The following is a 13,206-nucleotide window of genomic DNA, read 5'->3' as shown; positions in this document are numbered from 1 at the left end:
TCGCGCAGCGGGCTTCTGCCGGCTTCCGCTCTCTGCTAAATTTCGTGCGACCCACTCATCCGCAAGCCACGCAGTTCTGGTTTCGGGAGCGCGCCCGAACCTCGGAGGATTGATGACGACCGCCGCCATGACCAAAACCGAAACCTCCGCAGGTTTGCCAGACATGAAGGTCTCGGTACGGCAGGTGTTCGGGATCGACAGCGATCTCGAGGTCCCTGCCTATTCCGCAACCGATCCGCACGTGCCCGACGTCGATCCGGATTACCGCTTCGATCGTGCGACTACACTCGCCATTCTGGCGGGTTTCGCCAGGAATCGCCGGGTCATGGTCACCGGCTTTCACGGCACCGGCAAATCGACCCATATCGAGCAGGTGGCCGCGCGGTTGAACTGGCCCTGCGTGCGCGTCAATCTCGACAGCCACATCAGCCGGATCGATCTGGTCGGCAAGGATGCGATCGTTGTGAAGGACGGCAAGCAGGTCACCGAATTCCGCGACGGCATTTTGCCGTGGGCCTATCAGAACAACGTTGCGCTGTGTTTCGACGAATACGACGCAGGCCGCCCCGATGTGATGTTCGTGATCCAGCGCGTGCTGGAATCCTCAGGGCGCCTGACGCTGCTCGACCAGAGCCGGGTCATCAAGCCGCATCCGGCGTTCCGCCTGTTCGCGACCGCGAATACCATCGGCCTCGGCGACACCTCGGGCCTTTATCACGGCACCCAGCAGATCAATCAGGCGCAGATGGACCGCTGGAATATCGTCACCACGCTGAACTACCTGCCGCACGACAACGAGGTCGAGATCGTTCTGGCCAAGGCCAAGCATTATCGTACGCCGGAGGGTCGCGACATCGTCGGCAAGATGGTGCGGCTCGCCGATCTGACGCGCAACGCCTTCGCCAACGGCGATCTGTCCACGGTGATGAGCCCGCGTACGGTCATCACCTGGGCGGAGAACACCGAGATCTTCGAAGACCTCGGTTTTGCCTTCCGCGTCACGTTCCTCAACAAGTGCGACGAACTTGAGCGGCCGCTGGTCGCGGAGTTCTATCAGCGCTGCTTCAATGTCGAACTGGCGGAATCGGCGGTCAACGTGGCGTTGAGCTGAGCTTTTCTTCCCTCTCCCCTTGTGGGAGAGGGTGCCGAGCAGCCACAGGCTGCGAGGCGGGTGAGGGTGTCCTCCCTCATGATCTAGATACCCCCTCATGCGGCACGGACTTCGTCCGCGTCACTTCTCCCCCAGGGGAGAAGGAAAAGAGGCTCCAAACCGCGATGAGCACCGCACCGCCGAACAACAAATTTCGTACCGGGCCGAAGGAAGCGCCGAGTGAGCCGTTCAAGCGCGCGGTGGCGTCCTGCCTGCGCGCGATCGCCCGGCGGCCGGAACTCGAGGTGACGTTTGCGGTCGAGCGGCCCGGCCTGTCGCCTGGCAAGGCGCGATTGCCGGAGCCCGGCCGCAAAATGAGCAAGCGCGACGCGGCCGTCGTGCGGGGACATGCGGATTCCATCGCGCTGAAGATCGCCTGCCACGATCCGAAAGTGCATCGCAAGCTGATGCCGGGCAATCCGCAGGCGCGCGGCGTGTTCGACGCGGTGGAGCAGGCGCGGGTCGAGGCCATCGGTTCCCGCCGGATGACAGGCGTCGCGAAGAATCTCACCGCGATGCTCGATGATCATTTCCATCGCGGCAAGTACGACGAGATCACCGACATCGCCGACGCGCCGTTGTCGGATGCGCTGGCGATGCTGGTGCGCGAGCGGCTGACCGGCCTTGCGCCGCCGGCCGCCGCACGCAAGATCGTCGATCTGTGGCGTCCGTACCTGGAAGACAAGATCGGCGCGCGGCTGGATCAGCTCAGTCGCCTGACCGAGGATCAGGCGAAGTTCGGCGACGTGGTGCACGACCTGCTGTCTGAGCTCGATCTCGGCGACGACACCAGCGCCGAGGCCGACAGGGACGAGAACCAGGACGACAACCGCGAAAGCGAGAGCGATCAGGCCGGGGCCGAGGGTTCGCCCGACAGCGATGCCGTGCAGGAGATGAGCGCGGATCAGGCGCAGGAGACCGGCGACGAGATGTCGGACAGCGCGGTCGAAAGCGCTCAGGCTTCCGCGAGCGATACCTTCGATGACGGCGAACTCGGCGACGACGAGACGCCGGGCGAGGCGACGCGGCCGAACGTCAGGGGCGCCAATGAGCCTCGGGGTCCGGAATATCATGCTTTCGCGCCGAAGTTCGACGAGGTGATCGCGGCGGAAGACCTCTGCGATCATGACGAGCTGGAACGACTGCGCAGCTATCTCGACAAGCAGCTCGCGCACCTGCAGGGCATCGTGGCGCGGCTCGCCAACCGCCTGCAGCGCCGTCTGATGGCGCAGCAGAACCGCGCCTGGGAGTTCGATCTGGAGGAAGGTATTCTCGATCCGGCGCGGCTGTCGCGCATCGTGATCGATCCCTATCAGCCGCTGTCCTTCAAGCACGAGAAGGAGGCGACCTTCCGCGACACCGTGGTGACGCTGCTGCTCGACAATTCCGGCTCGATGCGCGGGCGCCCCATTACGGTGGCGGCGACCTGCGCCGACATCCTGGCGCGCACGCTGGAGCGCTGCGGCGTCAAGGTGGAAATTCTCGGCTTCACGACTCGGGCGTGGAAGGGCGGGCAATCGCGGGAAGCGTGGCTTGCCGCCGGCAAGCCGGCCACGCCGGGCCGTCTCAACGATCTGCGTCATATCATCTACAAGGCCGCCGATGCGCCCTGGCGGCGCTCGCGGAAAAACCTCGGACTGATGATGCGCGAGGGCCTGCTGAAGGAGAACATCGACGGCGAGGCGCTGGACTGGGCGCACAAGCGGCTGCTTGCGCGCGGCGAGCAGCGCAAGATCCTGATGATGATCTCGGACGGCGCGCCGGTCGACGATTCCACGCTGTCGGTCAATCCCGGCAACTATCTCGAACGTCACCTGCGCTGGGTGATCGAGGAGATCGAGACCCGTTCGCCGGTCGAACTGATCGCGATCGGCATCGGTCACGACGTGACGCGCTACTATCGCCGCGCGGTGACCATCGTTGATGCGGAAGAACTCGGCGGCGCCATCACCGAACAACTCGCCGAACTGTTCAGCGAGACGCACGATCCGCCAGCGCCAGTGCGGCGGCCGCGCAGGCTGCATTCATGAAAGCCGCGCGCTTCAAAAAGGCAATGGAGCTGCCGCGATGACTGTGTTTTCCCTCCCCCCTTTTGGGGGAGGGTTAGGGAGGGGGGTCCAAAAGGCCGAGTCTTCCGCAACGCTTAACCCCGCCCCTGACCCCTCCCCACGAGGGGGAGGGGAGCCGACTACCCGGCGTACCGTGCTTAAATGGGGAGTGATGGCCGCTTCCCTCGCGGTCGCGCCCACCGCCGCCCGCGCGCAATTCGCACCGCACCCGCCGACGCGGCCGCCACCCGACGAACTGACACAGCCGGCGCCGGTGTCGATCACCGTCAATGCGCGGCCGATCCCCTCCTTCGACCTGCGCGACCGCTCGCGCACGCGCTTCGGTGCGCTCGCCTTTCGCAGCGGCCTGATCCTGACCTCGTCGTTTCCCGGCTTCGGAGGACTGTCGAGCCTGCGCGTTGATCCGAAAGGGCGGCAATTCATTTCAGCAAGCGATAAGGGCACCTGGATCACCGGCCGCATCGTCTATGGGACCGCCGGCGAGATGACCGGGCTGGCCGATGTCGAAGCCGCGCCGATGCTGGGTCAGGACGGCAGGCCGATAACCACTCATGGACGTTTCGATACCGAGTCGATCGCGCTCGACGGATCGTTCGTGTATGTCGGCATCGAGCGCGTCAACCGCATCATGCGGTTCGATTTCGCCAAGGACTTTACGCGCGCCCGCGGCGAGGATGTCGAGACGCCGCCGGCCGTGCGGAGGCTGCCGTTCAACCGGGGGCTGGAGGCGCTGGTGGTCGTTCCACCCGGCAGGCCGCTAGGTGGTACGCTGATCGCGATCTCCGAGCGCGGGCTTGATGCCGGCCGAAATATCATGGCGTTCCTGATCGGCGGCCCGTCGCCGGGCCAGTTCGCGATCCGCCGCACCGACAATTTCGACATCAGCGATGCCTGCCTGCTGCCCACCACGGGCGATCTGTTGATCCTCGAACGCAAATTCTCGCTCACCGGCGGCATCGGCATCCGCATCCGCCGCATTGCGATGACGGCGGTCGCGCCCGGCGCGTTGGTGGACGGCCCCTCGATTTTCGACGCGGACCTCGGGCAGGAGATCGACAATTTCGAAGGGCTGGACGCGTTCGTCAATAACAACGGCGACGTCGTCGTGACACTTGTGTCCGACGACAATTTTTTGCTGATTCAGCGCACGCTGCTGCTGCAGTTCACGCTGGTCGAATAGGCGGGGCGGCGGCCGGCGCTGCAACCACGACTTGGATGTTAGGATCAGGCCACCAGAAGGAGCCGCGGGTTTGTCAGCTTCAACGCCATCGTCCGGTAATTCATCCGGCAAAACAGCTTTCGTGTTCGCGGGCGGGGGGAGTTTCGGCGCCATCCAGGTCGGGATGATGCAAGCACTCGCCGCGCACGGCGTCGCTGCCGACATTGTGGTTGGATCGAGCGTCGGGGCCTTGAACGGCGCTTATTATGCCGGCGTTCCGACCCTCGACGGCGTGAAGCGTCTCGCGGAAATCTGGCGGAGCCTCAGCCGTCGGGACGTATTTCCGGTCTCGGTCATGACCCTGCTCGGATTTCTCTGGCGGCGGGATTTTCTGATCTCGCATGAGGGCGTGCGCAGGCTAATCGACGATCACCTGCCTTACAGGAATCTTCAGGATGCGAAGCTGCCGGTGCATATCGTCACCACCAATATCCTGACCGGCGGCGCCGTCGTGCTGTCCGAAGGCTCGGCCACCGAGGCGATCGTGGCGAGCACGTCGATTCCCGGCGTGTTCGCGCCGGTCCGCTACAGAAAGATGTTTCTTGCGGACGGCGCGATCTCGAGCAACACGCCGATCAGGGTCGCTCTCGAGAAGGGCGCGCGGCGTCTCATCATTCTGCCGACCGGAACGGCGTGCGCCGGCGAGGTGCCGCCGAAGGGCGCTGTCGCCAACGTGCTTCACGCGGTGACGCTGCTGATCGCGCGGCAGATGGTCGATGATCTGGAATATATCGATCCGTCGATCGAGTATCACGTCGTGCCGCCGCTCTGCCCGCTGGTCGGCTCGCCCTATGATTTTTCGCGCACCGAAGAGCACATCGAGCGAGCAACCCGGAAGACCGAGCGCTGGATCGCGGCAGGCGGGCTCGAACAGCGCGGCGTGCCCGGCGAATTGCGGCCTCACGAGCACTGAGCATCACAACCTGCACGATCGAGGGCGTCCGCAGGCGCAAAAGCAAAGGCCGGGTTCGGCTCGCCCGATCCCGGCCCGTATGTTCTCGCGGCGACGATGAACGTGAGCGAATGACGGCTCGCCGTTGTCAGCCCGCTTTGGCGGCCTGCTTTTTCTCGATCTGGCGCTTGATCTCGATCGCTTTCGGCGACAGCTCCGAGTCCCTCGCCTTCAGCAGGAAGGCATCGAAGCCGCCGCGATGGTCGACGCTCTTCAGCGCGTTGGTCGATACCCGCAGCCGCACCGGACGGGCCAGCGCTTCGGACAGGAAGGTGACGTTCACCAGGTTCGGCAGGAAACGCCGCTTGGTCTTGATGTTGGAGTGGCTGACCCTGTGGCCCACCAGGGGAGCCTTGGCCGTCAGTTCGCAGCGCCGGGACATGGCGAAAATCCTCTGTCGTCCCCGGCATCGGCCCTCAGGGCGGGCTCGGGGGTTCGAAATCGCGTCCATTTCAGGAACGGCGGACGTATAGGAGGAGAGCGGCGGGGCGTCAAGACATGGAGGGCCAAAGGCGGGTCGTTTGCGGCGCAAATGAACGCCAAATGCTTCATTCAGGCCTGTTTTCGGCGAGCCACCGTCCGGTCTCTCCATCATATAAAGGGCGCAATCCGTATCGACATCATGGCCCTCGACCGGCGGTTGAGAGCCGGATCTGCAAGCCGCGTGAACCCGAAACGCGACGAGCAGGACCATCCCATAAGTGAGCTTATCCCGAATGTGGTTGCCCCGGTCGATGCCCGCTTTGGTCTGGACTCCGGCCACCGCATTCCTCGCACTCCTTGCCGCGACGTTGGCGATGACCGCTCCGGCGGCCGCGCAGGGCAAGCTGGAGGCTCACTACGACGTCACTTTGGCCGGGATTCTCGTGGGAACCGGCGCCTGGGCGGTCGACATCTCTGACGATCAATATTCGGCCGCCGCTAGCGGCGGCACCACCGGACTCCTCAAGGCATTTGCCCATGGCACCGGCAGCGGCAGCTCACAAGGCCGCATCGTCAACGGCGCGCTGGCTCCTGCGACCTATACCGCGACCATCTCGTCGTCGAAGAAATCCGAGACCATTCGCATGTCGCTGGCCGGCGGCAATGTGAAGGACTTCGTCATCGAGCCGACCCCGCCGGTGGATACCAAGCGTACTCCGGTCACCGACGCGCATAAGCGCGGCGTGTTCGATCCGATGAGCGCGACGCTGCTGCGCGTGCCCGGCACCGCCGATCCGCTCGGTCCGGAAGCCTGCCATGCCGCGACCGGGGTCTTCGACGGTCGCATGCGCTACGACCTGCGCCTCGACTTCAAGCGCATGGAAACGGTGAAGTCGGAAAAGGGCTATCATGGCCCGGCGGTGGTCTGTGCGATCTATTTCGCGCCGATCGCCGGCTACGTCCCCGATCGCCTCGCGATCAAATATCTCGCCGCCCAGCGTAATATGGAGATCTGGCTGGCGCCGATCGCCGGCACGCGCGTGCTGGTGCCCTATCGCCTGACGATTCCGACGCCGCTCGGCACCGGCAAGCTGGAAGCGACCCAGTTCATCACGACTGCGACGCCGAAAGCCGCGGCGAAGGCGCAATAAAGCAGCAACCCAGGCTGATGGTGCGCTGTTCTGAATGGAAACGACCGATTCGCAGAGAGTTCCAAAGCGCCCTCGATCATCTTGCGCACATTCAAATCGCAAACCGATATCCGCATACGCGCAACGGAATCCTGTTGACTCCTGCCACGGAATTCATGCGCCGTACGGATTCATAATTTGGGAGACATAACCGCTCTTGTTGATAGCTATCAAACTTGATCTAGTTGCCGCCGGTCGATCCGAACGCGACATGTTGCGGTGAACGAAGCCGGAGAGGCCGGGAGTCAGCGATTCGGGCGCGATTCGTTCCGGACTCGTTCCAAAGTTTAAGTAGCGGCCGTGCAGGCGTCGCATTGTGAAACACCTTTGATCCCGGCGGTCCGATCCCCGCTTCACCAACGCTGCGAAAACCCTCGGAAAACATGGTCTTTTCATCTTCGACATCTCCGCCCGGCAATGACCGCGCGCCCGGTGCGGGCGTGACGGCGGTGCTCGGTCCGACCAACACCGGCAAGACCCATCTCGCGATCGAGCGGATGCTGGCGCATTCCTCCGGGATCATCGGCCTGCCGCTGCGGTTGCTCGCCCGCGAGGTCTACAACAAGATCGCCGACCGTTCCGGCGCGGATTCCGTCGCACTGATCACCGGCGAGGAGAAGATCAAGCCGCCGAAGCCGCGCTTCTGGGTCTCGACCGTGGAAGCGATGCCGCGCGACCTCGACGTCTCGTTCCTCGCCGTCGATGAAATCCAGATTGCCGCCGATCTGGAGCGTGGCCATGTGTTCACCGACCGCATCCTGCATCGGCGCGGCCGCGACGAAACGCTGCTGCTCGGCGCCGCCACCATGCGTCCGATCATCGAGCGGCTTTTGCCCGGCGCGAGCATCATCACCCGCCCGCGGCTGTCGCAGCTTGAGTTCGCCGGAGACCGCAAGATCACCCGGCAGCCGCGCCGCACCGCGATCGTCGCTTTCTCGGCCGACGAGGTCTACGCCATCGCCGAACTGATCCGCCGCCAGCACGGCGGCGCGGCAGTGGTGCTGGGATCGCTCAGCCCGCGCACCCGCAATGCGCAGGTCGCGATGTTTCAGTCCGGCGACGTGGATTATCTCGTCGCCACCGATGCGGTCGGCATGGGCCTCAATCTCGACGTCGATCACGTCGCCTTCGCTTCCGACCGCAAATATGACGGCTACCAGTTTCGCAGGCTGAATCCGGCGGAATTCGCCCAGATCGCCGGCCGCGCCGGCCGCGCCACCCGCAACGGCACCTTCGGCACCACCGGACGCTGCGCGCCGTTCGAGCCCGAACTCGTCAATGCGCTGCAGAACCACACGTTTGAGGCCGTCAGGACGCTGCAGTGGCGCAATTCCGCTCTCGACTTCTCCTCGCTCAGCGCCTTGCAGGTGTCACTGGCGCTGACGCCTTCGCACGAGGCGTTGACCCGCGCGCCGATCGCCGAGGATCTGCGCGTGCTCGATCACGCCGCGCGCGATGTCGAGGTGCGCGCCATGGCGCAAGGCGCGACGGCGGTGGAGAGACTGTGGGAGGCCTGCCAGATTCCGGACTATCGCAAGATCGCGCCGGCCGCCCATGCCGAACTGGTGACGACGTTGTTCGGCTTCCTGATGCGCAAGGGTCGCGTTCCTGACGACTGGTTCGCCGCTCAGGTCGCGCAGGCCGATCGCACCGACGGCGACATCGACACCCTGTCGGGACGGATTGCGCAAATCCGGACCTGGACCTTCGTCGCCAACCGGCCGGACTGGCTGACCGACCCTGACCACTGGCAGGGAATTTCGCGCGAGGTCGAAAATAAATTGTCTGATGCGCTGCACCAAAGGCTCACTGAGCGTTTCGTTGATCGCCGGACCAGTGTATTGATGCGCCGCCTGCGGGAAAACACGATGTTGGATACGGAAATCGGCAAGACCGGCGAGGTGATCGTAGAGGGCCATGTCATCGGCCGCCTCGACGGCTTTACGTTCGCGCCCGATGCGACTGAGGCGGGCTCGGAAGCCAAGGCGTTACAGGCAATCGCGCAGAAGGCGCTGGCCGGCGAAATCGAAGCGCGCGCGGAAAAGCTGTCCGCCGCGCCGGACGATCAGTTCGTGCTGACCTCGGACGGCACCATCCGCTGGACCGGCGACGCCGTGGCGCGGCTGGTCGCCGCCGACGATGTGTTGCGACCCCGGATCCGGATCATTTCCGACGAGCGTCTGACCGGCGCTCCGCGCGATGCGGTGCAGGTCAGGCTCGATCTGTGGTTGAAGACCCACGTCGAGAAATTGCTGGGACCGCTGTTCGAACTGACCAAGGCGGAGGACGTCACCGGCATCGCGCGCGGCATCGCATTCCAGTTGATCGAGGCGCTCGGCGTGCTGGAGCGATCGAAGATCGCCACTGAGATGAAAGATCTCGATCAGCCCTCGCGCGCATCCTTGCGCAAATACGGCGTGCGCTTCGGCGCCTATCACATCCATTTCCCGGCGCTTTTGAAACCAGCCGCGCGTGCGCTGGCCTCGCTGTTGTGGGCGCAGAAGCAGGACAATGTCGATCTGTCCGCGCTGTCGAGCGCGCAGCATCTGGCTGCCAGCGGCCGCACCTCGTTTCCGGCCGACAAGCTGCTCGGTCAGGATGCCTATCGGGCCCTCGGTTATCGGCAATGTGGCGAGCGGGTGGTCCGCGTCGATATCCTCGAACGGCTGGCCGATCTGATCCGGCCGGCGCTGGCGTGGCGGAAAGGCGCTCTCGGCATGATGCCGGCCGGCGCATTCGATGGCCGCGGTTTCGTCGTGACCCAGGCGATGACGTCGCTCGTCGGAACCGCCGGCGAGGAATTCGCCTCCATCCTGCGCGCGCTTGGCTATCGCATGGAGCGCTGCCCGGCGCCTCCACCCGTTACGTCTCCACCCGTTACAGAGGCCGCTCCGGCAACTGAGGGCGCGGAGGCGGCGTCCGCCGAGGTGTCGGAGTGCGCGCCGGAGGAATCGGCTGCGCCGGACACTATGCTTAAAGGGCAGGAAGATGCGCCGGACAGCACGGGCGCGCCTGATGCCGGATCGGTTGCGGACGCGCCGCCAACGGCTGATGCGGGTTCGTCGGAGGCGATCGCCTCAGCGACCGAAGCCGCGGCTGCGGCCGAGGATATGCAGGCCACGGTGTCGTCCGACGTCGCGGTCTCACCAGTTTCCGATACCCCTGAACCCACACCATTTGACGCCGCCGCGCAGGCCGAATCGGGTGCCGTCGATGCCGGGAGCGCGCCGGAGGGCGAGGCATCCGCCGCGAGTGCCGCGGATGTCGCTGCGAGTGAAGTCGAGCCAGCGACGGTCGAGGTCTGGCGGCCAGGCGGCCGTCCTGCCGACCGGCGTCCGCGCCACGATCGCAACCGTCATCGCCGGCCTCAGGCGGGGCAGGATGGCGTGCAACAATCCGCGGTCGCGGATGGCGAAGCGGGCGAGGGGACGCAGGGACGCGAGCGGCATGGGCGGGGACGCCACAGGCGATCCGCCGATGCGCCAGCCGAAGCCGGGTCCGCCGGGAGCGAGCGTGCGCCCAGCCGCGAGTCGCGCGAGGGCAAGGGACGTCCGCCGCGCGAGCGGTTCCAGGGCAAGGGCCGGGATCGGGACAGGGATCAGGACAAGGGCCGCTTTCAGGGCTCGCGCAAGGGGGGTGGCCGCGAGGGACGCCCCGACGCCGGACCCTCGCACCGCCCCTACGCCAGCAGCGCGCCGCGCGAGCGTGAGCGCGCGCTGGACCCGAACTCGCCGTTTGCGAAGCTGGCCGCGCTCAAGGAGCAGCTTTCCGGCCGCAAGGATTGAGCGAAGGATTGAGCGGGCGACCAATCTGGTCGGCTGTGGAACGGTTCGCGATTTTGGCGTGGCCTCTTCAGGGCCTTTCGCTTCTGATAGGATCAGAAGCGGGCTCAAGAATTTGATCTACGCGTTTTCTTCACGCGAACCGGCATCCATCCTCGGGTCAAGTCCGAGGACATGCCTGGTTCGAAAACGCTGTGAGTGTGGAGCTATTTGGCAGTCCTGGAGCGCCAGCGTCTCGACAAGTGGTTGTGGCATGCGCGGGTGGTCAGAGCCCGGACCCACGCGGCGGCCCTGATCGAGTCCGGCCATGTCCGTGTCAACGGCGCGCGCGAGAAATCTCCGGGACATCCCCTCAAGGTCGATGACGTGCTCACGGTCAGACTGGACCGCGGTGTCCGCATTCTCCGGGTCACGGGATTTGCCGAACGGCGCGGGAACGCTACTGCCGCAAGAGCGCTTTATGATGACGTGTCAGACGCTTCCGACGGAAGTCAATCGCACATATAGGGCCACTCCACGGCTTGCAGCAACGCTGTTCCTGCGGTACCCCAGCCGGCAAATCTGACCTTCCCGGAGCCCTGGATGACTTACGTCGTCAACGATGCCTGCATTAAGTGCAAATACACCGATTGCGTTGAGGTTTGCCCTGTCGACTGCTTCTATGAAGGCGAGAATATGCTCGTCATTCATCCCGACGAGTGCATCGATTGCGGTGTCTGTGAACCGGAATGTCCGGCCGAAGCCATCAAGCCCGACTCCGAGCCGGGGCTGGAGAAGTGGCTCGAGGTGAACGCGGAATATGCCAAAAGCTGGCCCAACATCACGCAGAAGAAAGATGCGCCGCCGGACGCCAAGGAATTCGAAGGCCAGGAAGGTAAATTCGAGAAGTATTTTTCGTCCAACCCCGGATCGGGAGACTGAATTTTATCCCGGGTCGGCATCGCAGCGGGAGGGCCGGGCCAGCAGCGGCAATCCCGGCCTTAACCTTGTTTTTGACCGGTCCTGCCAAAAGCGGTCCCGAATAAGGTTCCTCGGGTATAAATCATTGATTTTTGCGGAAAATGTGCTATATTGATCGTGTTTTCGGAGCTGGATTACGTTTTTACCTGCTTGTAGCCCTGATGGGCTCCCGTGAAAACATCGAACAGGGCGTGGCATGTCCACGCGCAGGTTGTGTCACAGAAAACGCGTAAAAAAAATACTTCTAGGGCATCTGCGGCTCGCCGCGGTGCAGCACGGGTTCGTGCCCGGACCGCTGGCACGAACGCCCGAACGGCTGCCAAGGGCACGGCCGGAAAATCCTCGAGAAATAAAAGAGGCGAAATGCCAAGCAAGACTGCCAAAGTGGCCGCCAAGACCGCTGCTTCGAAAACCGCCGGGGTGAAGACGGCTGCCTTGAAGGCTGCCGCATCGAAGGCCGCATCAGTTTCCAAGGTTTCTTCCAGGACCGCGAAGCCGGTTGCAAAGTCCGCGGCGAAAACCGCGATGGCCGGCAAGCCGGTCGCGAAATCTCCCGCCAAGGCCGCCGCGCTCCGGGTCGAAGAGCCGAAGAAGGTTTTGACCCAGCGCCAGGGGTTCAAGACCAACGAGTTCGTGGTCTATCCGGCGCACGGCGTCGGCCAGATTCTGGCGATCGAAGAGCAGGAGATTGCGGGCGCGAAGCTCGAACTGTTCGTCATCAACTTCATGAAGGACAAGATGACGCTGCGGGTTCCGACCGCGAAGATCGCGAATGTCGGCATGCGCAAGCTGTCGGAGCCGGGTCTGGTCAAGCGGGCGCTTGAAACGCTGAAGGGGCGCGCGCGCATCAAGCGCACCATGTGGTCGCGCCGCGCGCAGGAATATGAAGCCAAGATCAATTCGGGAGACATCGTTGCGATCGCCGAGGTGGTCCGCGACCTCTATCGTTCGGAATCGCAACCCGAGCAATCCTACAGCGAACGTCAGCTCTATGAGGCCGCGCTCGATCGTCTGTCGCGCGAGATCGCTGTCGTCCAGCACGTGACGGAAACCGAGGCGGTCAAGGAAATCGAAGGACAGCTCGCCAAGAGCCCGCGCCGCGGCGCCAAGGCGGAGGCTGACGCCGAGGCCGATGGCGATATTGACGCCGACGCCGATGGTGACGACGCGGCGGTCGCCGACGAAGCTGCGTAACCGGCCTTTCGACTGCAATGGACAAGAAAACCCGGCCGAGTGGCCGGGTTTTTCATTTGGAACGTTCTTCTGGAACGTTCTTCGTCGAAGCGATGCGAATTCCTTCCCTCTTGCCTTCGGATGGAGAGGGTCTGGAGGAATAGGGCCTTTTCGCCTCTGACGGTGCTTCTTGATGCGACCCGGTATCCGTGCCGTATCAAAACGCTACAGGCCGACAATGAGTCCTACCCGCGCGACTTCGGCCCACCGCAAGCGGGAGTGGCGAAG

General features: G+C 64.2%; 11 protein-coding genes. 9 read left to right on the top strand and 2 right to left on the bottom strand.

The genetic code is table 11. The features are described 5' to 3' along the window. Positions 1-112 precede the first annotated feature (112 nt). The 4 genes from cobS to ACS3WA_RS14535 all read left to right on the top strand — a co-directional run bounded on the left by cobS (position 113) and on the right by ACS3WA_RS14535 (position 5,351). Positions 113-1,111 carry a cobaltochelatase subunit CobS gene (gene cobS, locus ACS3WA_RS14550; RefSeq protein WP_438279220.1) on the top strand — a complete coding sequence of 333 codons (999 nt, stop codon included), beginning with the start codon at positions 113-115 and terminating at the stop codon, positions 1,109-1,111. A gap of 164 nt (positions 1,112-1,275) precedes the next feature. After that, complete coding sequence (cobT, locus tag ACS3WA_RS14545; protein WP_438279219.1) at positions 1,276-3,180, top strand: cobaltochelatase subunit CobT; 1,905 nt, start codon at positions 1,276-1,278, stop codon at positions 3,178-3,180. Positions 3,181-3,370: 190 nt separating this feature from the next. Continuing rightward, entirely contained in the window at positions 3,371-4,399 is a 1,029-nt protein-coding gene (locus tag ACS3WA_RS14540; protein WP_438279235.1) for an esterase-like activity of phytase family protein, read from the top strand. Between the two features lie 70 nt (positions 4,400-4,469). Next, positions 4,470-5,351, top strand: a complete 882-nt coding sequence (locus tag ACS3WA_RS14535) for a patatin-like phospholipase family protein (RefSeq protein ID WP_438279218.1) — start codon at positions 4,470-4,472, stop codon at positions 5,349-5,351. Positions 5,352-5,478: 127 nt separating this feature from the next. On the opposite strand, the gene rpmB is transcribed toward ACS3WA_RS14535, so the two are convergent. Continuing rightward, positions 5,479-5,772, bottom strand: a complete 294-nt coding sequence (gene rpmB, locus ACS3WA_RS14530; protein WP_292619011.1) for a 50S ribosomal protein L28 — start codon at positions 5,770-5,772, stop codon at positions 5,479-5,481. Positions 5,773-6,124: 352 nt separating this feature from the next. Between rpmB and ACS3WA_RS14525 the strand changes: the two genes are divergently transcribed. From ACS3WA_RS14525 to fdxA, 4 genes are all read left to right on the top strand, one after another. Continuing rightward, positions 6,125-6,964, top strand: a complete 840-nt coding sequence (locus tag ACS3WA_RS14525) for a DUF3108 domain-containing protein (protein WP_438279217.1) — start codon at positions 6,125-6,127, stop codon at positions 6,962-6,964. 422 nt (positions 6,965-7,386) lie between these two features. After that, positions 7,387-10,788, top strand: a complete 3,402-nt coding sequence (locus ACS3WA_RS14520; RefSeq protein ID WP_438279216.1) for a helicase-related protein — start codon at positions 7,387-7,389, stop codon at positions 10,786-10,788. A 216-nt stretch (positions 10,789-11,004) separates the two neighbouring features. Then, positions 11,005-11,292, top strand: a complete 288-nt coding sequence (locus ACS3WA_RS14515; protein WP_438279234.1) for an RNA-binding S4 domain-containing protein — start codon at positions 11,005-11,007, stop codon at positions 11,290-11,292. A gap of 75 nt (positions 11,293-11,367) precedes the next feature. After that, on the top strand, positions 11,368-11,706 hold the full coding sequence (gene fdxA, locus ACS3WA_RS14510) for a ferredoxin FdxA (RefSeq protein WP_438279215.1): 339 nt from the start codon (positions 11,368-11,370) through the stop codon (positions 11,704-11,706). Positions 11,707-11,879: 173 nt separating this feature from the next. Here the strand turns inward: fdxA and ACS3WA_RS14505 are convergent, their stop codons facing one another. Further along, the gene (locus ACS3WA_RS14505; protein WP_438279214.1) at positions 11,880-12,281 is read right to left on the bottom strand and encodes a hypothetical protein; all 402 of its coding nucleotides are present in this window, start codon (positions 12,279-12,281) and stop codon (positions 11,880-11,882) included. On the opposite strand from ACS3WA_RS14505, the gene ACS3WA_RS14500 reads away from it, so the two are divergent. Beyond that, positions 12,271-12,939 (top strand): CarD family transcriptional regulator, encoded by a 669-nt coding sequence (locus tag ACS3WA_RS14500; protein ID WP_438279213.1) that lies wholly within the window; start codon positions 12,271-12,273, stop codon positions 12,937-12,939. The two genes, ACS3WA_RS14505 and ACS3WA_RS14500, sit on opposite strands and share 11 nt — an antisense overlap. The last annotated feature ends 267 nt before the right edge of the window (positions 12,940-13,206 follow it).

Origin of the sequence: Nitrobacter sp., from assembly GCF_051535235.1 — a bacterium.
Classification (GTDB): Bacteria; Pseudomonadota; Alphaproteobacteria; order Rhizobiales; family Xanthobacteraceae; genus Nitrobacter.
The sequence above is the reverse complement of the archived record's forward strand: the minus strand, read 5'-3'. Positions and strand labels throughout refer to the sequence as shown.